The organism is Autumnicola aciditolerans, from assembly GCF_041679265.1.
In the GTDB taxonomy this organism is placed as follows: Bacteria; Bacteroidota; Bacteroidia; order Flavobacteriales; family Flavobacteriaceae; genus Autumnicola.
Genome location: NZ_JBGFSM010000002.1, coordinates 126,097 through 149,604, shown reverse-complemented (window position 1 = coordinate 149,604; position 23,508 = coordinate 126,097). Strand labels below are relative to the sequence as shown.

Annotated in this window: 24 protein-coding genes; 16 read left to right on the top strand and 8 right to left on the bottom strand. The window is 39.3% G+C overall.

Annotated features, from left to right (window positions below; genetic code table 11):
- Positions 1 to 79: 79 nt before the first annotated feature.
- The 8 genes from AB8M93_RS02410 to AB8M93_RS02375 all read left to right on the top strand — a co-directional run bounded on the left by AB8M93_RS02410 (position 80) and on the right by AB8M93_RS02375 (position 6,941).
- Complete coding sequence (locus AB8M93_RS02410; protein WP_373056034.1) at positions 80 to 1,102, top strand: FecCD family ABC transporter permease; 1,023 nt, start codon at positions 80 to 82, stop codon at positions 1,100 to 1,102.
- Positions 1,099 to 1,890 (top strand): ABC transporter ATP-binding protein, encoded by a 792-nt coding sequence (locus AB8M93_RS02405; RefSeq protein ID WP_373056033.1) that lies wholly within the window; start codon positions 1,099 to 1,101, stop codon positions 1,888 to 1,890. Before AB8M93_RS02410 ends, AB8M93_RS02405 begins: the two co-directional genes overlap by 4 nt.
- A 67-nt stretch (positions 1,891 to 1,957) precedes the next feature.
- Positions 1,958 to 3,373 carry a DNA recombination protein RmuC gene (locus AB8M93_RS02400; protein ID WP_373056032.1) on the top strand — a complete coding sequence of 472 codons (1,416 nt, stop codon included), beginning with the start codon at positions 1,958 to 1,960 and terminating at the stop codon, positions 3,371 to 3,373.
- The gene (locus tag AB8M93_RS02395; RefSeq protein ID WP_373056031.1) at positions 3,374 to 4,519 is read left to right on the top strand and encodes a serine hydrolase domain-containing protein; all 1,146 of its coding nucleotides are present in this window, start codon (positions 3,374 to 3,376) and stop codon (positions 4,517 to 4,519) included.
- Position 4,520: 1 nt separating this feature from the next.
- On the top strand, positions 4,521 to 4,889 hold the full coding sequence (locus AB8M93_RS02390) for a 6-phosphogluconate dehydrogenase (RefSeq protein ID WP_373056030.1): 369 nt from the start codon (positions 4,521 to 4,523) through the stop codon (positions 4,887 to 4,889).
- A gap of 3 nt (positions 4,890 to 4,892) precedes the next feature.
- Complete coding sequence (locus AB8M93_RS02385; protein ID WP_373056029.1) at positions 4,893 to 5,438, top strand: acyl-CoA thioesterase; 546 nt, start codon at positions 4,893 to 4,895, stop codon at positions 5,436 to 5,438.
- Positions 5,439 to 6,392, top strand: coding sequence for a bile acid:sodium symporter family protein (locus AB8M93_RS02380; RefSeq protein WP_373056028.1), 954 nt, complete (start codon positions 5,439 to 5,441; stop codon positions 6,390 to 6,392).
- A gap of 69 nt (positions 6,393 to 6,461) precedes the next feature.
- On the top strand, positions 6,462 to 6,941 hold the full coding sequence (locus AB8M93_RS02375) for a hypothetical protein (protein WP_373056027.1): 480 nt from the start codon (positions 6,462 to 6,464) through the stop codon (positions 6,939 to 6,941).
- Here AB8M93_RS02375 and AB8M93_RS02370 read toward each other — a convergent pair.
- Positions 6,938 to 7,333, bottom strand: coding sequence for a DUF423 domain-containing protein (locus tag AB8M93_RS02370; protein WP_373056026.1), 396 nt, complete (start codon positions 7,331 to 7,333; stop codon positions 6,938 to 6,940). The genes AB8M93_RS02375 and AB8M93_RS02370 overlap by 4 nt on opposite strands.
- A 92-nt stretch (positions 7,334 to 7,425) precedes the next feature.
- On the opposite strand from AB8M93_RS02370, the gene AB8M93_RS02365 reads away from it, so the two are divergent.
- On the top strand, positions 7,426 to 7,824 hold the full coding sequence (locus AB8M93_RS02365) for a hypothetical protein (protein ID WP_373056025.1): 399 nt from the start codon (positions 7,426 to 7,428) through the stop codon (positions 7,822 to 7,824).
- Positions 7,825 to 7,913: 89 nt separating this feature from the next.
- Here AB8M93_RS02365 and carB read toward each other — a convergent pair whose 3' ends face one another.
- Both carB and rpmH read right to left on the bottom strand, forming a co-directional pair.
- Positions 7,914 to 10,766 carry a carbamoyl-phosphate synthase large subunit gene (carB, locus tag AB8M93_RS02360; protein ID WP_373056024.1) on the bottom strand — a complete coding sequence of 951 codons (2,853 nt, stop codon included), beginning with the start codon at positions 10,764 to 10,766 and terminating at the stop codon, positions 7,914 to 7,916.
- 97 nt (positions 10,767 to 10,863) lie between these two features.
- Positions 10,864 to 11,022, bottom strand: a complete 159-nt coding sequence (rpmH, locus tag AB8M93_RS02355; RefSeq protein ID WP_013071475.1) for a 50S ribosomal protein L34 — start codon at positions 11,020 to 11,022, stop codon at positions 10,864 to 10,866.
- A 152-nt stretch (positions 11,023 to 11,174) separates the two neighbouring features.
- Between rpmH and AB8M93_RS02350 the strand changes: the two genes are divergently transcribed.
- Together AB8M93_RS02350 and AB8M93_RS02345 are read left to right on the top strand one after the other, a co-directional pair.
- Positions 11,175 to 11,690 carry a tetratricopeptide repeat protein gene (locus AB8M93_RS02350; RefSeq protein WP_373056023.1) on the top strand — a complete coding sequence of 172 codons (516 nt, stop codon included), beginning with the start codon at positions 11,175 to 11,177 and terminating at the stop codon, positions 11,688 to 11,690.
- Positions 11,691 to 11,816: 126 nt separating this feature from the next.
- On the top strand, positions 11,817 to 12,527 hold the full coding sequence (locus tag AB8M93_RS02345; RefSeq protein ID WP_373056022.1) for a TlpA family protein disulfide reductase: 711 nt from the start codon (positions 11,817 to 11,819) through the stop codon (positions 12,525 to 12,527).
- Positions 12,528 to 12,529: 2 nt separating this feature from the next.
- On the opposite strand, the gene AB8M93_RS02340 is transcribed toward AB8M93_RS02345, so the two are convergent.
- Both AB8M93_RS02340 and AB8M93_RS02335 read right to left on the bottom strand, forming a co-directional pair.
- On the bottom strand, positions 12,530 to 13,483 hold the full coding sequence (locus tag AB8M93_RS02340) for a lytic transglycosylase domain-containing protein (RefSeq protein ID WP_373056021.1): 954 nt from the start codon (positions 13,481 to 13,483) through the stop codon (positions 12,530 to 12,532).
- Between the two features lie 18 nt (positions 13,484 to 13,501).
- A complete protein-coding gene (locus AB8M93_RS02335) occupies positions 13,502 to 14,191 on the bottom strand; it encodes an alpha/beta hydrolase (RefSeq protein ID WP_373056020.1) in 690 nt (229 codons plus the stop codon).
- A gap of 394 nt (positions 14,192 to 14,585) precedes the next feature.
- Between AB8M93_RS02335 and AB8M93_RS02330 the strand changes: the two genes are divergently transcribed.
- Entirely contained in the window at positions 14,586 to 14,885 is a 300-nt protein-coding gene (locus tag AB8M93_RS02330) for an N-acetyltransferase (protein ID WP_373056019.1), read from the top strand.
- On the opposite strand, the gene mtaB is transcribed toward AB8M93_RS02330, so the two are convergent.
- The 3 genes from mtaB to AB8M93_RS02315 form a co-directional block, all read right to left on the bottom strand.
- Positions 14,886 to 16,223 carry a tRNA (N(6)-L-threonylcarbamoyladenosine(37)-C(2))-methylthiotransferase MtaB gene (gene mtaB / locus AB8M93_RS02325; RefSeq protein ID WP_373056018.1) on the bottom strand — a complete coding sequence of 446 codons (1,338 nt, stop codon included), beginning with the start codon at positions 16,221 to 16,223 and terminating at the stop codon, positions 14,886 to 14,888.
- Positions 16,224 to 16,393: 170 nt separating this feature from the next.
- Positions 16,394 to 17,566 carry a GlmU family protein gene (locus tag AB8M93_RS02320; RefSeq protein ID WP_373056017.1) on the bottom strand — a complete coding sequence of 391 codons (1,173 nt, stop codon included), beginning with the start codon at positions 17,564 to 17,566 and terminating at the stop codon, positions 16,394 to 16,396.
- Between the two features lie 104 nt (positions 17,567 to 17,670).
- Positions 17,671 to 17,925, bottom strand: coding sequence for a type B 50S ribosomal protein L31 (locus AB8M93_RS02315; protein WP_373056016.1), 255 nt, complete (start codon positions 17,923 to 17,925; stop codon positions 17,671 to 17,673).
- A gap of 149 nt (positions 17,926 to 18,074) precedes the next feature.
- Between AB8M93_RS02315 and AB8M93_RS02310 the strand changes: the two genes are divergently transcribed.
- The 4 genes from AB8M93_RS02310 to AB8M93_RS02295 are packed head-to-tail and all read left to right on the top strand — an operon-like array spanning position 18,075 to position 23,177.
- Positions 18,075 to 18,605 (top strand): DUF4199 domain-containing protein, encoded by a 531-nt coding sequence (locus tag AB8M93_RS02310; RefSeq protein ID WP_373056015.1) that lies wholly within the window; start codon positions 18,075 to 18,077, stop codon positions 18,603 to 18,605.
- A gap of 4 nt (positions 18,606 to 18,609) precedes the next feature.
- On the top strand, positions 18,610 to 19,569 hold the full coding sequence (locus tag AB8M93_RS02305; protein ID WP_373056014.1) for a glycosyltransferase family 2 protein: 960 nt from the start codon (positions 18,610 to 18,612) through the stop codon (positions 19,567 to 19,569).
- A gap of 35 nt (positions 19,570 to 19,604) precedes the next feature.
- Positions 19,605 to 21,335: a phospho-sugar mutase gene (locus tag AB8M93_RS02300; protein ID WP_373056013.1), complete on the top strand. Its 1,731-nt coding sequence runs from the start codon at positions 19,605 to 19,607 to the stop codon at positions 21,333 to 21,335.
- Between the two features lie 12 nt (positions 21,336 to 21,347).
- The gene (locus AB8M93_RS02295) at positions 21,348 to 23,177 is read left to right on the top strand and encodes an ABC transporter ATP-binding protein (protein ID WP_373056012.1); all 1,830 of its coding nucleotides are present in this window, start codon (positions 21,348 to 21,350) and stop codon (positions 23,175 to 23,177) included.
- Positions 23,178 to 23,508: the final 331 nt, after the last annotated feature.

The following is a 23,508-nucleotide window of genomic DNA, read 5'->3' as shown; positions in this document are numbered from 1 at the left end:
TCCCTCTTAAGGATAAAAACTGTAATTTCGCTTCTCAAAAAATATCCAACCAGTTCATTGGTACCTTTTGCAACAGAATTTGACAAAATATCGGATTATTATTGTATTTCTCTTTACCGGAGTAATCCTCCTTATATTCTTAAATATTGCCTCCGGCTCTGTAACTATTCCATTAAAAGACATTTTCGGCTCTATTTTTAACGGGGAAGTTAGCAGGGAAACCTACCGCTATATCATTCTGGAATATCGTCTTCCCAAAGCCTTTACGGCAGTTATTACCGGTTCTGGCCTTGCAGTAAGCGGGATGCTTATGCAAACCCTGTTTCGCAATCCTCTGGCCGGTCCATACGTGTTGGGACTTAGCAGTGGCGCCAGTCTTGGAGTGGCCATTATAATTATGGGAGCTTCGGTTTTTGGAGGAGGGTTTGCCGCTGTCATGCTTTCTAAATGGAGCCTGGTAATTGCCTCCAGCCTGGGGAGTTTCTTTGTGTTAATGGCAGTTATGCTGGCCTCGGTAAAACTTCGGGATACCATGGCAATTTTAATTATAGGCTTAATGTTTGCCAGCCTTACGGCAGCTGTGGTAAGCGTACTTTCCTATTTTAGCCCTGCGGCAAATTTACAGCAGTACGTTTTCTGGTCCTTTGGAAGCCTTGGAAACCTGTCGTGGCCGGAAGTTGGCATTTTATCAATTTTTTGGCTTACCGGGATGATACTTGCTGTTTCCTGTATTAAAAACCTGAATACCCTGCTGCTGGGAGAACCCTATGCCAAAAGCCTGGGGGTGAGCATCCGCAGGAACCGTTTTAAAATAATCCTTGCCACCAGTATTCTGGCCGGTAGCATTACGGCTTTTGCCGGTCCCATCGCTTTTGTTGGTCTTGCAGTGCCGCATTTAATCAGGCAGATACTCCCGGTAAATAACCATAGGATTTTACTTCCGGCAGTTATTTTGGGAGGTGCAGCTTTAATGCTAATTTGTGATATAGTAGCACAACTACCGGGAAAAGAATTTACATTGCCAATTAATGCTATTACCTCGCTTATTGGGGCACCTGTAGTGATCTGGCTATTGGTTAGAAAAAGAAAATTCATGTTTTGACAAAATCGGCCGCACATATTTTAAAAACTGAAGCTCTAAGCATTGGTTATAAAAAAAAGGATCAGGAACAGCTGATTGCTTCTGGTATAGACATTAAAATAAAACAGGGGGAACTTGTTGCGGTAATTGGGGTGAATGGCATAGGGAAATCTACATTTTTAAGAACGCTTAGCGGCATTCAGCCGGCATTATCGGGGAAAGTTCTTTTAAAGAGTATCGAATTCGGTAAAATAGATGCTTTAGAATTAGCCTCTCTTATTAGCCTTGTTTTAACAGAGCAGCCGGTTTCTAAAAACCTGAGCGTGCTGGAGCTTGTGGCCCTTGGAAGACAGCCCTACACCAACTGGATAGGAAAATTGAGCAAAAATGACCTCCGGCAGATCCTCTCTGCGTTAAAGCTGGTAAATATCGAGCCCCTTCAGGAGAAAAAATGTTACGAACTTAGCGACGGTCAGATGCAAAAGGTACTCATTGCGCGAGCCATTGCCCAGGATACCCCTCTGGTGATTTTAGACGAGCCCACCACCCATTTGGATCTTTATCACAAAGCTTACGTCTTAAAGTTGCTGAAGGACCTTACCCGAAAAACCAATAAAGCAATTGTTTTCGCTTCACACGAAATTAATCTCGCCATCCAGCTATGCGATAAAATCATTTTGATGCAGCCCGGCAAAGTAGAAATTGGTTCGCCTGAAGAACTGCTGAAAAAAAATGCTTTCTCTGAAATTTTTCCTTCAGACATTATTGTTTTTGATCCGGAAACCGTCTCCTTCAGGATCAAATCCTAATTAAACCCGGCTATTATTATCAGGATAAATTCAATTAATTATCTTTGGAAGAAATCACTTCTCCCGCATGAACGATATTGTACTTTTTTTACTCCTTTCTTTTGTTATTTTTTTTTGCGGAATGCTTTTGGGAAGTTTTATCTCCAGGTTAAAAGCTGGCAAAAAAGAAGGCCTGTTACAGGAAAAAATAAGTCAACAAACACTTCATATAGAAGAAATTAAACTTCTGAATAACAATGCTTTAATTGAATACAAAAACAACTTAAAAGAGACCAGGGAAGACTTGCTAATAAAATTAGCAGAAATAGAAAAGCAACGGGAAAACATCCGCAGGGAAAAGGAGAGTCTGAGCAATGAACTTACCCGCAGAACTGCTGAATATCAACACCTCCTGGAGCGGCAAAAAGAGCAAAAGAAAGAGATGGAAGACCTTCAGGAAAAGTTCACTGTTCAGTTTGAAAATCTTGCCAGTAAAATCCTGGAGCAGAAGTCAGAAAAATTCACCTCGCTCAACAAAGAAAACATTCAGAATATCCTGAATCCGCTTCAGGAAAAGATTAAAAATTTTGAAGAAAAAGTCAGCAAAAACAATGATGATTTTATTTCCCGCCATGCGGAACTGGGTAATTATTTAAAGATCCTGAATGAGCAAAATTTAAAGATTAGCGAAGAAGCCAATAATCTTACCAGGGCGTTAAAAGGAGAAAACAAGACGCAGGGAAACTGGGGAGAATTAATTCTGGAAAGGGTACTTGAAAAATCGGGGCTGGAAAAAGACCGGGAATATTTTATTCAGAAAGCTTATAAAGATGAAGATGGAAATAAAGTGTTGCCAGATGTGGTGATACACCTTCCCAACGACAAAAAGATGGTTATTGACTCCAAGGTTTCTTTATCGGCTTACGAAAAATACGTAAATGAAGAAGATAAAGAACTGAGAAGCCGTTATTTGAAGGAGCATCTAAAATCCCTGAGTAATCATATCCAGCAATTAAGTGCCAAGAAATATGAAGATTTGCACGGCTGCGATTCACCAGATTTTGTGCTGATGTTTGTTCCTGTAGAGCCTGCGTTATATCTGGCCCAGGAGCTTGATAATTCCTTTTTTTATACCGCGTTTCAGAAGAATATTTTATTAGTAAGCCCCACCACTCTACTCTCTACATTACGAACCATAGATACCATTTGGAGCAATGAAAAGCAACAGCAAAACGCACTGGAAATTGCAGGACACGCAACTTCATTGTACCATAAGTTCAAGCTTTTGCTCGATGAACTGGAAGTTGTGGGAAACAGGTTAAAATCTACTTCTTCTGCTTATAATGGCGCGATGAAAAAATTAACCGGTCAGCAAAACCTTATTAAAGATATAGATAAACTGGAAAGCCTTGGTATTTCCCCAAAACAAAAAATCCCTCAAAAATGGCTGAATAAGGCTCATATTGAACCGGATGATAACCCAAAGAAAACAAGCTTAAACTAGATGAAAAACCATTCTTTTAACTTCAGTGTTTTTTTAATTTTTTTCTTTGTTCTGGCGCTCCCTGCGCAGGAAACATATTTTCCACCACGTGGCAACTGGCAGCAAAAAGAGGCTTCGGTTTATGGTTTGGATTTAACCGAAGCAGTAAAATTTGCTATGGATAACGAATATTCAGAGTCAAGAGATTTGCGGCAGGCCATATTAAAAGGATTTCAAAGCGAACCTTACCACAAAATTTTAGGCCCTACAAAAAGACGCGGCGGGCCGGCAGGATTGATTTTAAAGAAGGGTTATATTGTAGCAGAATGGGGAGATATTGAAAGGGTGGACATGACTTTTAGCGTGACCAAAAGTTTTCTCTCCACTACCGCCCTTTTAGCACTGCAGCAAAAATTTATTACCAGTGTAAATGATACAGTAGCCGATTATCTTTGGGACGACACCTTTGAAGGGCCGCACAACAGCAAAATTACCTGGAAACACCTCTTACAACAAAATTCTGACTGGAGCGGTGAACTCTGGGGATCTTATGACTGGGCAGACCGGCCGCCATCAAATGAAAATATTGACCAATGGCGGGCAAGGCAATTGCATGAGCCGGGAACCTATTTTAAATACAATGATGTTCGCGTAAACGTACTGGCGTATTCTCTGCTAAACGTTTTCCGGAAACCACTCCCAAAGGTCCTAAAAGAGGAAATTATGGATCCTATCGGGGCTTCCACAAAGTGGAGGTGGTTTGGCTATGATAATTCCTGGATCACCATAGACGGACTTAAAATACAATCGGTAAGTGGCGGCGGGCATTCCGGTGGCGGCATGTTTATCAATACTAAAGATATGGCCCGTTTTGGATTGCTGTTTATGAATAATGGCAACTGGGATGGAAAGCAGTTACTTTCAAAAAGCCTTGTAGAAGAAGCTATGCAATCCTCTATACCTAATCCTAATTATGGCTACATGTGGTGGTTAAATGCACAAGGGCCGCGGCAATGGAAAAACATTGAGGAGGATATTTTTTATGCTGCCGGATTTGGAGGAAACTTTATTATTGTAGATCAAAAGAACAGCCTGGTGGTGGTTACCAGGTGGCTTGAACCTTCTAAAGTGGAAGAATTCATGCAAATTCTCTATAAAAACATCTAAAATGAAGAAGACTTTATATATCATTCTGGGAAGTATATTCCTGTTGTTTCTCGCTTATTTTGCCTTTGTTTATTTTGTTCCGTATAGCGAAGGAACAAGAAGTGGCGAACTTATTAAATTCAGCAAAAAAGGCGTGTTTTCCAAAACCTGGGAAGGAGAAATAAGCCAGGGAATAAGCGGTGCCCAGATTTTCCAGTTTTCTGTATTAAACAATGATGAAGAGCTGGTGGAGAAACTTCAGGAAAATGAAGGCAATTATGTTAAGCTCACTTACATTGAAAGGTATGCCACCTTCTTCTTTTGGGGCGATACCAAATATTTTATAACCGATGTAAGAGAGGCCGAATCCCCACATTTTAGAAACCGTTAAGCAATGACCAAAACATTCAAAGAAATTAAAGAATCTGAAGTTGTCATTTCAGAATTAATGCTGCCCTCCCACTCCAATTTTAACGGGAAAATCCATGGTGGATATATTCTCTCGCTGCTGGATCAGATTGCCTTCGCCTGCGCCTCCAAGCATTCCCGCGCCTATTGTGTTACCGCTAGTGTAGATACGGTAGATTTCCTGAAACCTATAGAAATTGGCGAACTGGTCACCATGAAGGCCTCGGTAAATTATGTTGGCAACAGCTCTATGGTAATAGGCATACGGGTGGAAGCAGAAAATATCCAGACGGGCGAGGTAAAACATTGCAATTCTTCCCACATTACCATGGTTGCCAAAGATAGCAATGGTAAATCTGTAAAAGTACCCGGCCTAATTCTTAAAACCGATAATGACATCAGGCGCTTCGCGAAAAGCCTGAAGCGTATCTCTATGAAAAAAATCAGGAAACAGGAATTCCAGGATACCGATTTTATGTCTGATGAATACCTGCACATCCAGGAACTGGAAAATGTAAAAATTGAGAAATAGTTGAAGATTAACGGATTTATTGTTGCCATTTTCGCGGCTATCATCATCGCCTATTTCCTTCCGCAGGGAATTGAAGTTTTGCCTTTATCTACTATTATAGACGTTGGAATAGGGCTAATTTTCTTTTTATACGGTTTAAAATTAGCGCCATCAGAAATAAAAGCCGGGCTAAAAAATTACAAATCCCACCTGGTGATACAACTTACCACCTTTGTGATATTCCCTTTACTGGCTTTGGCATGCCTTCCCCTTTTTAAAGAAGGTACCACCTCTCAATTATGGATTGCCCTGTTCTTTTTTGCGACCCTGCCTTCAACCGTATCTTCTTCTGTAGTGATGGTTTCTATCGCTAAAGGCAATATTCCAACTGCGATATTTAATGCAAGCCTCTCCGGGCTTATTGGCATTTTTGCCACTCCTCTTTGGCTGGAAATTTTCCTTCAGAAATCCACCAGTTTTGAGTTTACCACGGTTCTTTTAAAACTATTCCTTCAGATTATCCTCCCCCTGGTCCTGGGATTATTCTTTCAGAAATTTATAGGAGATTTTGTAAAAGAACATGGTAAAAAGTTTGGACTGGTAGATAAAGCTACCATTATTCTTATTGTTTATTCCAGTTTCAGCAATTCTTTTACTTCAGATCTTTTTCAAACGGTAAGCGTGGGAGCTTTGCTGAAGCTTTTCGGCTTGATTGTAGCGTTTTTCTTTATTATTTATTTTGGGCTCAATGTCCTCTGTAATGCTCTTCATTTTGATATAAAAGATAAAATTGCCACCCAGTTCTGCGGCACAAAAAAATCTCTGGTTCATGGCTCTGTGATGGTAAAGGTAATATTTGGGAACTCAGCTGCCACAGGGCTGCTGCTTTTGCCTATCATGCTGTTCCACTCCCTGCAGCTGCTCATCATTGCCTATTTTGCAGAAAGATATGGAAAACGCAAAATTATGGAGTAAGGCTAATAAATTTTTATTCTGCTTATAAAATTTTTCAGAATCCTCTATCTTTATTAAAAATTTTTAAAGATGAAAAATAAGCTGTCCAGCTTACTGATTTTAGCTGTTTTCTTCATTTCCTGCCAGGAACATAAAGAAGAAAAAAAGGAAGCACGGTCCAATACTCCCGTTGTAGTTGAAGAAGCCAGAGATATCCCGCAGAAGCAATGTTTTCTTTATACTGAAGGCAATGACACCATAAACCTGGGACTGGAAATTTTAGGAGACCAGGTAACCGGCTATTTAATGTACCATTTAGCTGAAAAAGATAAAAACAACGGTGAAATTGTAGGAGAAATGAAGGGAGACACCCTTTATGCCGAATACTTTTTTACTTCGGAAGGCAAAGAATCCACAAGGGATGTGGTTTTTTTAAAGGGTGAAAAAAGTATAGTTGAAGGGCACGGCAATATGCAACAAACAGAAGAAGGGATGAAGTTTACTGAGAATCCTGAAATTGAATTTGAGCGCAATATGGTACTGCAAAGGACAAATTGCGGTGTTAATTAATTTAAGTAGTTCGCTATTTGTACCAAATTTATAGTAAACATAATCCATCCAATAATAAGTAAAAGGCCTCCAATTGGAGTTATCGGACCAAGAAATTTCAATTTTTTCCCGGCAGCATCTGTTAGTACCAGGCCATAAATACTAAACGAGAACAGAAGGACTCCAATAATAAAACACCAGCCGCTTATTTGTTGTCCCACTGTTAGAAATGGAAAAACAATTCCGGATATTATAAGTATAATGGCATGATACATTTGGTATTTTACCCCCGTCTCAAAACTTGCTAATTGTTCTTCATTCAATTGCTTTTTAAGAGCATGTGCGCCAAAAGCTCCAAATATTACTGCAAGAGTACCATAAACCCCTCCAAATGTTAAAACAACCTCTTTCATTGCTAAAATTTAGTGAAAACTCCAGCCAGTACTGGGCTAAAATGTGCTAAAAGCTGCAATTTATGTTATATTGAGCCAAAAATTAAATAGTTATGAAAAAAGTTTTATTTCTGGGAATATTCTGTTCCATGTTAATAATGAGTTGTAGTCCTAATGTGGTAGGCAACTGGAATATTGACCGCTACGAGGTAGATAATCAAAAAGGACAAAATTTCACCACCCGCAACGCTGGCGAACTGGTGATCAATAAAAACGGAACCGGAGAGAAAAATGTGGAATATAATATGTTCCAGAACGAATTTAGCGATGTCCAGGATTTTAGATGGACCATGCAGGGAGACGATCTTATTACTATTACCAGTACTAATTCCTATGAAGATTCAGATTTTGATAAAACCTGGATAATGGTTACCAACAAAAAGAAAGAACAGGTATGGAAATCTACCGATGGTAAAAATTCTGTACAGGTCCTGGAGCTAAGTAAGAAGTAGATATAAAACAAGCTTTAAAAAAGCGGCTGCTCTTAAAAAAGCAGCCGTTTTTTTATCTAAACTTAATTTGTTGTATCCTCCTGCCGCATTTATTTGCTCAGGTACATTTTACGCCTGGAATAAAGATCATAAAAAGCATCATCTTTAAGACTGTCTATAAATAAAATGCTTTCTCCTGTACTCTTCATTTCAGGGCCTAATTGCTTATTAACCTTCTGGAATTTATTAAAAGAGAATACCGGCTGTTTAATGGCGTAACCTTCTAACTGGGGATTAAATTTAAAATCTTTTATTTTCTTCTCTCCCAGCATTATTTTGGTGGCATAATTCACATAAGGTTCTTTATATGCTTTTGCGATAAAAGGCACCGTACGGGAAGCTCTTGGATTGGCTTCAATAATGTAAACTTTCTCATCTTTTATCGCAAACTGAATATTGATCAGGCCAACCGTATTTAGCGCCAATGCAATTTTACGGGTATGATCTTTTATCTGCTGCATAACCAGATCTCCCAGGTTAAAAGGAGGAAGTAAGGCGTTGGAATCCCCGGAATGGATGCCGCAGGGCTCAATATGTTCCATAATTCCCATGATATAAACATCTTCCCCGTCACAAATGGCATCGGCTTCGGCTTCTATAGCTCCGTCAAGATAATGGTCCAGCAATAGTTTATTATTAGGTATTTTTCTTAGAAGATCTACCACGGTTTCTTCCAGCTCCTGTTTATTAATAACAATTTTCATCCCCTGCCCGCCCAGGACATAAGACGGTCTTACCAGGATGGGAAAATTTAATTCATCGGCCAGCGCAAGGGCTTCATCGGCATTTTCAGCCGTACCAAATTCGGGATAGGGAATGTCATTTTGTTGCAGCAACCTGGAAAAACTTCCCCTATCTTCTGCTAAATCAAGGGCTTTAAAGCTGGTACCCATAATTTTTATTCCGTAGCGATCCAGTTTTTCAGCAAGTTTAAGAGCGGTTTGCCCACCTAATTGCACAATTACTCCTTCCGGGTTTTCATGGCGGATAATATCATAAATATGTTCCCAGAACACGGGCTCAAAATAAAGCTTATCGGCAATATCAAAATCTGTAGAAACTGTCTCCGGATTACAATTGATCATGATGGTCTCGTAACCACATTCTGCTGCGGCGAGTACTCCATGAACACAACTGTAATCAAATTCTATTCCCTGCCCAATCCTGTTTGGACCAGAACCCAGTACTACAATTTTCTTACGGTCACTGGAAACGCTTTCATTGGCTACATATTTGTTACCATCGGCCGTTTCAATTTCAGCTTCAAAAGTAGAGTAATAATAAGGTGTTTCTGCTTTAAATTCGGCAGCACAGGTATCTACAAGTTTGTAAACCCTGTTTATGCCAAGCTCCTCCCGTTTTTTATGGACCTCACTTTCCAGGCATTTCAGCATAAAAGCAATCTGCCTATCAGCAAAGCCTTTTTGTTTCGCTTCCAGGAAAAGATCCCTGGGAAGACTATCAATATCATATTTGGAGACTTCAACTTCCAAAGCGAAGAGCTCTTCATATTGCTTTAGAAACCACATATCTATTTTAGTGATTTCGTGAATACGGCTCAGTGGGATCCCGGCCTGTATCGCGTCATAAATTACAAAGACCCTGTCCCAGCTGGGGTTGGTAAGCTTGTCTATAATTTCATCATACTTGGTATAGCCTTTACCATCGGCACCAAGGCCGTTTCTCTTGATCTCAAGAGACTGGGTGGCTTTGTGCAAGGCTTCCTGAAAAGAACGTCCTATTCCCATTACTTCTCCCACAGACCTCATTTGAAGCCCGAGTGTACGTTCACTTCCTTCAAATTTATCAAAATTCCATCTTGGAATTTTTACAATTACATAATCCAGGGAAGGTTCAAATAAAGCGGAAGTGGTTTTAGTGATTTGATTTTCCAACTCATCCAGGGTATACCCCATAGCCAGTTTGGTAGCCACTTTAGCAATGGGATAACCGGTAGCTTTAGAAGCCAGTGCAGAAGACCTGGAAACCCGTGGGTTGATTTCTATGGCATAAATTTCTTCCTTCTCATCGGGGCTTACTGCAAACTGAACATTACATCCCCCGGCAAAATCTCCAATACTGCGCATCATCTTAATCGCAAGGTCCCGCATACGCTGAAATGCTGTATCACTCAATGTCATCGCCGGAGCAACAGTAATAGAATCCCCTGTATGGATGCCCATGGGATCCATATTTTCTATAGTACAAATAATAACTACATTGTCATTTTTATCGCGAAGCAATTCCAGCTCATATTCTTTCCAGCCAAGCAAGGCCTTATCAATTAAAACTTCATGAATTGGAGAAGCTTCCAGCCCGTAGGTTAGCATTTCTTCAAAATCTTCCTGCCTGTGCACAAAACCTGCACCACCACCTCCAAGGGTAAAAGAAGCCCTTATCACGAGAGGAAAACCAAATTCCTGGGCCACTTCTTTTCCTTCCAGATAAGAGGTCACCGTTTTAGCAGGTGCCACAGGAATTCCAATCCTACCCATTAACTGCTTAAATTTTTCCCGATCTTCACAAATATTTATGGCGTCTATATCTACTCCAATGAGTTTTATTCCAAAATCTTTCCAAATTCCCTTCTCATCTGCCTCTATGCATAAATTAAGGGCCGTCTGGCCGCCCATGGTGGGAAGAACCGCATCTATTTCAGGGTGCTTTTTCAAAATTTCCACGATAGATTTCGTGGTTAGCGGCTTGAGATATACATGATCTGCCATGGAAGGGTCTGTCATGATAGTTGCCGGATTGGAATTAATAAGGATAGTTTCTACACCATCTTCGCGCAAAGAGCGAAGTGCTTGTGTTCCGGAGTAATCAAATTCACAGGCCTGGCCTATAACAATGGGACCTGAGCCTATAATTAAAATACTTTTAAGGTTATTGTTTTTGGGCATTGAGAAGGTTTTGATTATAAAAGTAAGAAGCTATTGGGTATAAAAAAAGGCGTTACTAATAAAAGTAACACCTTTTTTATTTTGATATCAAAAATCATTAATGTTTGTGTCGGTTCTCAGAAGATACAGATAATTTCTTTCTGCCTTTGGCCCTTCTTCTGGCCAAAACTTTTCTACCGTTTACACTGGCCATACGTTCTCTAAAGCCGTGCTTGTTTTTCCTTTTTCTCTTAGATGGTTGAAACGTTCTCTTCATTTTAAATATCTTTAATCTTCTGTGAAATCTTTTTAAAGCAGTCCTAAAAACTGCGTGCAAATATACAAAGCTTTTTAACTCTTCCAAATACTAAATAGAAATAATTTTTAATTGTTTTTATTACCTTTGCCGCCTGCAAAACAAAGAGGAGCATGTTTAATAAGAATATCAAATTAGTTTTAGCCGGATTAGTAATGCTTTGGGCCTTCTGGCAGTTTTTTGAAGGAAATATTGGTAATGGAATAGCGCTTATTCTACTTGCAGGCATTTTTATCTTCCTTTATTTTAAGAACGAAATGATTCTTCTTGCTTTCCTGAGGCTGCGCAAACAGGATTTTGATGGCGCCAAGAAATGGCTGGATAAAATTAAAAATCCGGAGAGCGCCCTTACTCAAAAACAACAAGGCTATTATTGGTACCTGCACGGATTAATGGTTTCCCAAACTAACATTACCCAGGCGGAAAAATATTTTAAGAAAGCCATACGCCTTGGTCTTTCCATGGATCAGGACCTTGCAATGGCAAAACTCAATCTTGCGGGAATCGCCATGACCAAGCGTAGGAAAAGAGAAGCCACCAATTTACTTGCCGAAGCCAAAAAGCTGGATAAACACGGGATGCTGAAGGACCAAATTAGGATGATGAAGCAGCAAATGAAGAAAATTTAAGCATTTTTCATACACAGGAAAACATAAATACCTACTTTCACCAGATATTTTTACCCTTTAACGAAAATATTTCTGCACGGCCTGTACCAGGCATACCTTTGCATTCTAACAGCCAACTAAGAATGCATGAAGAAATTTTTACTCCTGTTTCTTCTTATTAGCGGGTTTTGCGCCCAATCCCAGGAGGAGAATAGTACAAAAATCTACTTCTCCCAGGCGTTGTATTATCATCTACCAAAATATGAGGCTAAGGCAAAAAGAGCTTACCGATTTAATGATTATGAAAGAGGTAGCTTTTTATTTGATTCTTTAGTGAACAACTGCCTTCGCTACACGTTTATGGATAATTTTAAGTTCTACCGCTTAAACCAGAAACCTGTTCATTTATATGATTATAAAAAACCGGTATACCTTATCACCTATGCCTCCTGGTGCGTACCTGAAAAAGGCGAAATTCCGGCGATTAATGAACTCGCTGAAAAATACAGGGACAAAGTGAAATTTGTGGTACTTTTTTGGGATAAAGCAGGCACTGCAAGAAAATTATCGGAGGAATTCAACAAAAAAGTTTCTGTTGTTTACATAGATGAATCCCAAAACAGCGATCCGTTTGTAATTCAAAACCTTAAGCATTCTTTGGGTTTGCCCACCTGTTTTCTTATTTCAGAAAACAAACAAATTATGGATATAAGGAGAAGCATTTTCCTACCTTATAACACTCCTCAGAAAGTCTCTTATGAGCGCAACTACGAGTCTATGGAAGAAGGCATTTCCAGCCATCTTACCAGGGCAAGCCATGAAAAGGAAATGGCCACCCTTCTATCCCTCGAACAATAGCGTTAATTTATTTCAGGATAATAGCCATTTTCAGGAATATCTATTTCATACTTTTTGCGGGAAGCATTGTTAAGATGATCATCCCTTAACCAGGGATTATGAATCTTTAGGATTTTGTAGTTAATCCCAAACTGTTTCGCAAAATCAGGAAAATCATGTACCACTGTATCTACTTCAACTTTAAAAGTTGGAATATAAGCATACAAATCGTCTTCCTCTAAATCAAATCCATACTTTTGGGGAGAGGTCATGATCTCTTTTAATGCCAGAAGCCTGAACACATATCTCCCAGTTTCTTCCCCAAGAAGTAAATCGTAATAATCCGACACTTTTTGTCTTTCCAGTTGCCTTGCAATGCCCGCATTCCCCGCATTATACGCTGAAGCAGCCAAGGTCCAGGATCCAAATTTTTCTTTGGCCTTTTTAAGATACCTGGCAGCTACCCGAGTGGCTTTTTCAATATTATATCGCTCATCCACATTACTGTTAATCTCCAGGCCATAATCTTCCCCTGTACCTTCCATTATTTGCCAGAAACCTATAGCCCTGGCCGGGGAAACTGCCTGGGTAAGGCCACTTTCAATTACAGCAAGATATTTAAGGTCATCTGGCACGCCCTCTTCTTTTAATATGGGTTCAATAATTGGAAAATATTTATTTGCTCTTTTCATAAGCAGCAATGCATTGGACTGCCAGTAAGTATTTACCAGCAATTCCCGGTCCAGCCTCTCATATACATCTGGATCTTCCAGTGGAACGGGTTCTCCTGCAAAATCGAGATTTCTTGGAACCTTCAGTGCTTTAATCCGGTAATTTTGCGCGACACTTTTATTTATTACCGAATCTGTTTCTACTCCTTTAATCGCATCAACCGGAAAATCCTGCACCGCGTTTATGCTTACCGCACACACGGCTAAAATTCCAATTACCACCAGACTTTTCTTTAAATACTCCATAACCTTTTCAACCTTTATTTAATTTCTTAATTCCATTTTTCCTTCCAGAATTAAACTTGGAAGATGTTCGTTAAACCAGCGAAAGCGATTGATAACCATTATATGAGTTCCGCCCTCCACGTTTATATAATCCTTAATGTATTTTGCAGGGAATATTTCATCTTTATCCCCATGAATATGAACCAGCTCTTTATTTGCTTTATCACAGTCCCAAAGTACCGTATTCCTTATTGCCCAGTTGATGTAGCGCTTATCCCGAACGGAAAGATATTGACGGTAAAGTGCGGCCCTTTTTTTAAGGTACTTTCCAAAAGCCACTTTTTCAAAATGATCCACAAAATTTAGAAGTCCGGTTGGGAGAAGTTTAAAAGCTCCGGTTTTAGCAGCAAACCGCATTCTCCTGGGCAACTCTTCCCGGCATTTTACACTGGAAATAATAATAAGCCGGTAAACCTCCAGGTATTTACTCATTTCCTGAACAAGAATCCCGCCAAAACTAACGCCAACCAATACAGGCCGTTCATGTGTTACAAAACTGTTCATCCGCAGGGCATACGCTTTTAAAGACTCTGCTTTTTCAGGAATGATCCATTTTAAATAGTGTACTTTAAATCGATCCGGGGGAAGTTTAATATGCTCAAAAATAGTGGGATTCGCAGCCATTCCCGGCATAAAATACACATGTAAAACCTGCTTCTTATCTGCCATCAAAAATAACTTTCAGGGATTTGCTGAAGTCAGTCTCAAAATTAAAGATATTTTATATTCTATTACAAAAGCCGGGCAGTTATATTGCACAAATTTATTGCAGCTAAATCTGGAGATTATTGTAATGGTAACGCATATCTACTAAATGTAGTGACTTAAGCTGCAGGTTCAAATTTAAATCCTTAAATTTGAGAAGCGTTCAAAATAAGCAACACTACTACTTCAAATTTTAACATATATTAAATCCTGGTATATAATTTGAAGCTAATCAACCAGATTTAAAAACATTTTTAATTGCCCAATGCTTGCCCAACAATTGGCTTCCCTGGAATTGAAGACCATTTTCCCCAGGAAATGATTTCGATTCTGAATACTAATTAAAATCTATATAAAAATGAGTGATGAATTAAAGATTACAGATAATGAATTCCTGAGACAATTCGAAACCACCATTCATGAAGAACTGGCTACTATAGAATATTCTCAACAGGATAGGAAAATCTTTTTAACAAAGATCCTTATGTCTGAAAATTTACGAAATGAAGGCTATATGGAAATTTTTATTGAAAATGTGCTTAAAGAGATAAAGGAACGGAATACCCGCGTAATGCCCACAAGCCCTGAGATTGCCAAATTTATGCGCAGAAACCGACGAAAATATAAAGACCTTCTTCCGGTAGGTATCAATATTTAGTTAAACCGCCACTGCTTGTGACTCGCGTATAAAATCAAATCTCACCAGGCCGTCTTCATCAATTTTCGTGAGTTCTATTTCATGTAAAGTATTTACAAGCATGGGGTTCCAGGGCGCTTTTACTTTTATATAATTTTCAGTAAATCCATGGATGTAACCTTTTTTATTTTCACCTTCAAAAAGAACAGTAAACTTTTTTCCCAGCTGACTTTCATAAAAAGCCCTTCTCTTTTTAGCTGAAAGGCCACGCAGCATTTTGCTTCTTTTCTTTCTAATTTTCACCGGTACCACTTCTTTCATTTCAGCGGCCAGGGTGTTGTCTCTTTCAGAATATGTAAAAACATGTAGGTAAGAGACATCCAGCTCATTAAGGAAATTATAGGTTTCCAGAAAATGCTCCTCTGTTTCCCCGGGAAAACCAACAATAACATCCACTCCAATACAGGCATCAGGCATCACAGATTTTATCTGCCTTACCCTGTCTACATAAAGTTCCCGCATATACCTGCGGCGCATTGCTTTAAGAACGTCATTGCTCCCGCTTTGCAAAGGAATATGGAAATGCGGCACAAAAGAATCGCTGGCTGCCACAAAATCTATTGTTTCGTTCTTCAATAGGTTAGGTTCAATTGAAGAGATTCTAAGGCGTTCAATTCCTTCTACCTCGTCAAGGGATTTTACCAGGTCCAGGAATGTATGCTGGTGTTTCTTATTGCCGAATTCCCCTTTTCCATAATCGCCAATATTCACCCCTGTAAGTACAATTTCCTTAATTCCTTTTGCTGAAATTTCGGCTGCATTGTGAAGCACATTTTCAAGCTTATCGCTTCGGGAAATCCCTCTTGCCAGTGGAATTGTGCAATAGGTACATTTATAGTCACAACCATCCTGCACTTTTAAAAATGCCCGCGTGCGGTCCCCAAAGGAATATGAACCCACATAAAAATCTGCCTCCTGGATTTCACAGGAATGAATCTCACCAAAATCATTTTTTGTAAGATCGTTTAGATAATCTGTAATTTTAAATTTTTCAGTAGCCCCTAAAACGAGATCCACGCCGTCTACTGCCGCGAGTTCTTCCGGCTTAAGCTGGGCATAACAACCCACCGCAATTACAAAGGCATTTTCATTAATTTTTTGCGCCTGCTTTACAATGGTTTTAAAGCGTTTATCTGCATTATCTGTAACCGAACAGGTATTGATCACATAAATATCTGCTTCTTCAGAAAAATCTACCCTGCTAAAGCCTTCATCTTTAAAAGAGCGCGCAATTGTTGATGTTTCTGAAAAATTGAGCTTACAGCCCAGGGTATAAAAAGCTACTTTTTTTCCATTCATAAATCAGCCGGTTTTTATTCCAAATCTCATCCTGCCAAAGGGTTTGCAAATATACGATTTACTAACCTTAATTAAAAAACAAAGAAAAAATGAACGCTGCAGTACATCACACGGTACAGCCTGGAATTACGAATCTTCAAATTGACCCATTTTCAAATCTCACATTCCAATTAATCTCTTCTCCACTTTTTAGTTTCTTCAAAAACATGTTCCAGGATGGCTTTATCTTCTTCTGTAAATTCCACATCTCGTCTTTTCATTACCTTCTCTGCCACCTCAAAGGCTTTTTGGGTTTTGTAGGTTGTTGTTCCTGCGCTTCCGCCCCAGCTAAAGCCTGGAATAAAATTCCGCGGAAATCCTGCCCCAAATATATTTGCGCTCACCCCTACCACTGTACCGGTATTAAACATGGTGTTAATGCCGCATTTACTATGGTCTCCCATCATTAATCCGCAAAACTGAAGACCGGTGGGTGCGAACTTTTCAGATTCATAATCCCAAAGGCGCACTTCAGCATAATTATTTTTTAGATTGGAATTATTGGAGTCGGCTCCAATATTGCACCATTCCCCCAGCACAGAATTTCCAAGAAAGCCGTCATGTCCCTTATTGGAATTTTGCATAAGCACAGAATTACTAATCTCCCCTCCTGCCTTACATCCGGGGCCAATAGTGGTGGGGCCATAAATTTTGGCACCCATTTTTACCACTGCAGCCTCGCCGGCTGCAAAAGGGCCGCGAATAAGGCTGCCCTCCATCACCTGGGCATCTTTTCCTATATAGATTGGACCGCCAGATGCATTTAAAGAACAACACTCCACCACAGCACCTTCTTCAATAAAGATATCGCCGGCATTCATCACGTGGTTGGACTCCGGAATGTCCTGCGAATCCCTGTTCTCGGTAAGTAAATCAAAATCGGCCCTTATGGCCTCTCCGTTCTTTGAAAAAATATCCCAGGTGTGCTGAATATAAAAGGCTTCTTCAGCAAGTTCCAGCTGTTCAAATTTTGTGAAATCCACTTCCTGGTCTTCTTTAACAAAGAATGCCACCACTTCCTCTTCAAAAAAAATAGCCTGCTGTTCTTTAAGGTCTTTCACCTGCTCCACAAGCGATGCTGTTGGCAGGAAAGCGGCATTAATCATAACATTTTCTTCCATTTCTACCAATGGCCATTTTCCTGCAAGATAATCTTCAGTGACCGTAGAAGTGGTATTGCCAAGCCAGGCTTCCCATTTTTCCCTGATGCTAAGAATTCCAATTCGTATATCGGCTACGGGCCGGGTAAAAGTAAACGGCAGCAATTTATTTCGGTAGTTACCGTCAAATAGGATATAATTCATTTTCAGCTAAAATTTAGAAGATGTAAAGATAAACCTGAAGAAGTGTAAAATAAAAAAGGCAGCCTTACGGACCGCCTTATATATTGTTAAAACTCAGGAAAAAATTATTTTTTCTTGAATTTCGCGTATTTGTTTTTGAATTTATCAATTCTACCAGCACTATCCACAAGTTTAGACTTCCCGGTATAGTATGGGTGAGAGGTCCTTGAAATCTCCAACTTTATCAAAGGATATTCTGTTCCCTCAATATCAATTGTTTCCTTTGTTTTGGCGGTAGATTTTGTTAAAAATACATCTTCATTAGACATATCTTTAAACGCTACTAATCTATAATTTTCCGGATGGATTCCCTGCTTCATCGCTTTTAACTTTTATTTTTCGAGGTGCAAATTTAATCATTTCATACATAAATACAAGCACATCTTGAAACTTTTTTGAAATATCTGTATGTAACGTTTTACTATCTTTGCTTACCAATATTCCATAAAACTAATCAATCTTTTAAAACATGGAAAATTCAACAGCAAATTCAAAAAAGATTATTCTTAATTATGGAGCCATCCTTGGAGTCATATCTATCCTTCTTGGGGTAATCATGTATGTCACCAATGCATACCTTAGCCCCAGCTTTATCTACAATATTATTGGATTCCTGATTCTTGCCGGCACTATCTGGTTAGGGGTGGAAGCATATAAGAAAGAAAACAATGGCTATCTTTCAATAAAAGATGCTTTAAAGGTAGGAGTGGGAATAGCTTTAATAGGCGGAATTATTGGAGCGATATGGTTATTACTTCTTATTTTTGTTATAGAGCCAGATTATATGACACAATTAGGGGATTTACAAAGGGAGCAAATGATTGAACGTTTCCCAGATATGCCACAGAGCCAAATTGATCAATCTATGGAAATGGCCGGTAAATTTTCTTCTCCCTGGATTATTACAGCTTTTTCCCTCATTGGAAATATCTTCTTTGGTTTTCTTATTGCATTGGTAGTAGGACTTATCAAAAAGAACAAGAACCCATACGAAGCATAAATTTATGCAATTATCTATCGTCATTCCTCTCCTAAATGAAGAACAATCCATAGTGGAATTATATAATTGGATCGTAAAGGTTTTACGGTCCAATTCCTTTTCCTATGAGATCATTTTTATTGATGATGGTAGTACAGATGGCTCCTGGAATGCTATTGAAGCACTTTCGCGAAATGACCAGTTTGTAAAAGGCATAAAATTTAACCGCAACTACGGGAAATCCCAGGCACTGCACGCCGGTTTCCTGCAGGCGCAGGGCGATGTGATTATAACCATGGATGCGGACCTGCAGGATAATCCTGAAGAAATCCCCGAGCTTTACCGGATGGTAAAAGAAGAGCAATACGACCTTGTTTCAGGATGGAAAAAGAAGCGCTACGATAATATTCTTTCTAAAAACCTACCTTCCAAGCTTTTCAACGCCGCGGCAAGAAAAACTTCTGGCGTGAAACTGCATGATTTTAACTGCGGCCTCAAGGCATATCGTAAAGCAGTGGTTAAAAACATTGATGTTTATGGCGAAATGCACCGCTACATACCCGTACTGGCTAAAAATTCAGGATTTATAAAAATTACAGAAAAAGAAGTTCAGCACCAGGCCAGGAAGTATGGCAAAACAAAGTTTGGTGTAGAACGCTTTATTAATGGTTTCCTGGACCTTATAAGCATATGGTTTCTTTCCAAATTTGGCAGGCGTCCCATGCACTTCTTTGGAGCGCTGGGAGTGCTGATGTTTATCTTCGGATTAATTTCTGCAGGCTGGATTGGCATATCCAAACTTTATAAATTGTACCATGGGCTTCCCAACGTTTTGGTTACTTCCAACCCGTGGTTTTATATTGCGCTTACCGTTATGATAATTGGTAGCCAATTGTTCCTTGCGGGTTTTCTGGGCGAGCTTATCTTAAGGTCTAAAAGAGAAAAAGAACGTTATTTAATTAATAAAACCACCGGAAATTTTTAACTTCATCATTATTTTTGTTTGTAAATAGAAAAAACATGTCACAGATAAAACCTGAAATACGCACCAAAGCCGAAGCCTGGCTTACCGGAACTTTTGACAAAGAGACTAAAGATAAAATAAATCACCTGCTGGAAAACAAGCCGCAGGAACTGGAAGAAAGCTTTTACAAAGACCTGGAATTTGGTACCGGTGGGATGCGTGGCATTATGGGCGTTGGCACCAACAGGATCAATAAATACACCCTCGGGAAAAATACACAGGGATTATCTGACTTTTTGAAAAAAGAATTTTCCGGGGAGAAACCCAAAGCTGCTGTGGCCTACGACTGCAGGAACAACAGCAAAGAACTGGCGCAGGTGGTTGCCGATGTTTTTTCGGCTAACGGAATAGAGGTTTACCTGTTTTCAAATTTACGCCCAACGCCGGAATTGTCTTTTGCGGTAAAACATCTTAATTGTCACTGCGGAATTGTTCTTACGGCCAGCCATAATCCACCGGAATATAACGGGTATAAAGTCTACTGGCAGGATGGCGGCCAGCTGGTACCGCCACAGGATAAGGATTTAGTAGAAGTTATTAATGCTACCGAGTATGCTGATATTAATTTTGAAGCCAGGAAAGAACTCATACATACCATAGATACAGAAGTGGATAAAGCTTTTACTGAAGCTTCTGTTACAAATGGCAGTTTTGATACTTCTGCTTCCGCAAAAGAAAAACTTAATATCGTTTTCACTTCCCTGCACGGGACTTCTATTACCCTTGTTCCGGATGTGCTGGAAAAAGCTGGTTTTAAAAATATAAACATAGTCCAGGAACAAAAAGAACCGGACGGCAATTTTCCAACGGTAAAATCTCCCAATCCTGAAGAGCCTGAAGCGCTAAAAATGGCCCTGGAACTTGCCGATAAAAACAATGCAGATATCGTGATAGGAACAGACCCTGATTGCGATCGCCTTGGAGTAGCTGTTCGTGACCTTAAAGGCAACATGACGTTGCTCAACGGCAATCAAACCATGCTGGTAATGACGTGGTTTTTACTGGAACAGTGGAAAAAGGAAAATAAGCTGGACGGCAACGAATTTGTAGCCTCTACCATCGTTTCCACTCCCATGCTTAAAAATATCGTGGAAGCTTACGATGTGCAATACCACGAGGTGCTAACCGGTTTTAAATGGATTGCTAAACTTATAAAAGATCACCCTGATCTGGATTTTGTAGGAGGTGGTGAGGAAAGCTTTGGCTACATGGTTTCAGACTTTGTAAGAGATAAAGATGCCGTTACCTCTACCCTGCTTGCCTGTGAGATCGCTGCAAAAATGAAAGAAGAAGGAAGTTCTTTTTATCAGAAATTAATAGAACTATATACCCAATATGGCCTATATCGTGAAGAGCTTATTTCCCTGGTGAAGAAAGGAATTGAGGGAGAAAAGGAAATTAAAAAAATGCTGGTTGATCTAAGGGAAAATCCCTGGAAGGAAATCGATGGTGAAAAAGTGGTGCTTATTGAAGATTATCAGGCTTCAGTTGCCAGGAACCTACAGGATAATACGGAAGCAAAAATAGATATTCCAAAATCCAACGTATTGATTTATTACACTGAAAGTGGTACGAAAATCGCTGCCCGCCCCAGCGGAACAGAGCCAAAGATCAAGTTTTACATTAGCGTGAATGCAGATCTGGACCAGGTGGAAAATCATTCGAAAGTTAACCAGGAATTAGCCGACAAAGTTTCAAGAATTAAGAAAGAACTGCAATTGGGTTAATCCCTTCCTACTATGTCATATTTCAGAAAAGTACTTCAGTTCGCGAAGCCATATAAGCGTTTCGCGATCCTGAATATTATTTCCAATATTTTCTACGCCATTTTCAGCACCCTTTCTTTTTTGGCTTTTATCCCAATGCTACAGGTGCTTTTCCAGGAAGAAGAACCAATACTGGTGAAGCCCAACTGGAATGGGGAAATAGAAACTTTTAAAGATTTCGCGAGCGATTATGCGAATTTTTTCCTTAACCAACGGGTAGAAGAATATGGACAAATTTCAGCCTTAATCACTATTTGTGTCCTGGTTATTGTGCTGTTCCTGCTAAAAAACATCTTTGATTATATGGCAATGTACTTTATTGCCAACTTAAGGAACGGGATGTTAAAAGATATAAGGAACAGGATATATGATAAAATTGTGGAATTACCGGTTTCTTTTTTCTCTGAAAAACGCAAAGGTGATTTTATATCCAGGATCACCAGCGATGTGCAGGAAATCCAGTCTTCGTTTCTAAGCATGCTGGAAATGTTTATTAAGGAGCCGCTGCAACTTATATTTGCCCTTGTTGCTATGATTGCCATTAGTCCCAAACTTACCTTATTTGTATTCATTTTCCTGCCCATTTCAGGATTTCTAATCTCTTCTATAGGAAAAAAATTAAAGGCAAAATCTACCAGTGCACAGCAGGAAAACGCCACTTTTCTTTCTCTTGTGGAAGAAAGCCTTTCCAGTTTAAAAATTATTAAAGGATTTAATGCTGAAGAGAGGTTCAGGCGTAAATTTCAGGAAAGTACAGGAAGGCTTAACCGCATCCTTAATTCTTTATTGCACAGGCAAAACCTCGCTTCTCCCATGAGTGAGTTTCTGGGAGTGGTGGTTATTACCATTATCCTGTGGTACGGTGGAAATATGGTATTAATAGAACAAACCATGGATGCCTCTACTTTTATAGGGTTTATAGTACTTACTTATCAAATCCTTACGCCTGCCAAAGCCATTTCAAAAGCAGCCTACAGCGTGCAAAAAGGCAATGCCAGTGCAGAGCGGATTATGGAAATAATTGAAACTAAAAGCATTATAAGGGATAAACCCAACGCTCTTCACAAAAAGTCCTTTGATTCCCACATACATATTGAAAACATTTCATTTAAATATGAAGAAGAGAAAGTCCTAAAAAATTTTTCTTTGCAGGTTAATTTTGGGGAAACCGTGGCTCTCGTTGGGCAATCCGGAAGTGGGAAATCTACCATTGCCAACCTTATCACCAGGTTTTATGATGTAAATGAAGGACAAATAAAAATTGATGATATCGATATTCGTGATATTACAAAATCTTCCTTAAGAAACCTCATGGGGCTGGTTACCCAGGATTCCATTTTGTTTAATGATACCATCAGAAACAATGTTGGACTGGGGAAAGAAGACGCCACCGAAGCCGAAATAATAGACGCCCTTAAGGTCGCCAATGCATGGGAATTCGTTAAAGACCTGCCACAAAAACTGGATACCAATATAGGAGACAGTGGTAATAAACTCAGCGGCGGGCAAAAACAAAGAATTTCAATTGCCCGGGCAGTACTAAAAAATCCACCCATCATGATTCTTGATGAAGCTACCTCTGCCCTGGATACCCAAAGTGAGAAACTAGTACAAAAGGCACTGGAAAACATGATGAAAAATCGCACTTCCGTGGTAATTGCGCACAGGTTATCCACCATACAGAATGCAGACAAAATTGTAGTGATGCAAAAAGGAGAAATAGTAGAAGCCGGGAAGCACGAAGAACTTCTTGCCCAAAACGGCAATTATAGAAAATTAGTGGAAATGCAATCCTTCGACTAATCGTTGTAAATTCCTACAAGATAAGTTACTGAAGTTTAAGCAAATAAAAAATGGATGAAAGTAGGTTTCATCCATTTTTATAATAGTCATTTCCATCTTGGGGCTAATGAAAACAACATCTTTAATGCGATTTTATCTTTGGGGCAAAAAAAGATTAAATCATTTCTGATGCTGTAAATATACAACTTAATTCCACTTCACCAAGAAAAAATAGCATTTCAACAGAAAAAAAAGCATTTTATCCTGAATTGAAGTCAAAATTGAAATAATTTTCCTACAAACAAAGAAAGATGAAGATAATCCTGCCTGTAATTTTTTAAATATCTTTAAG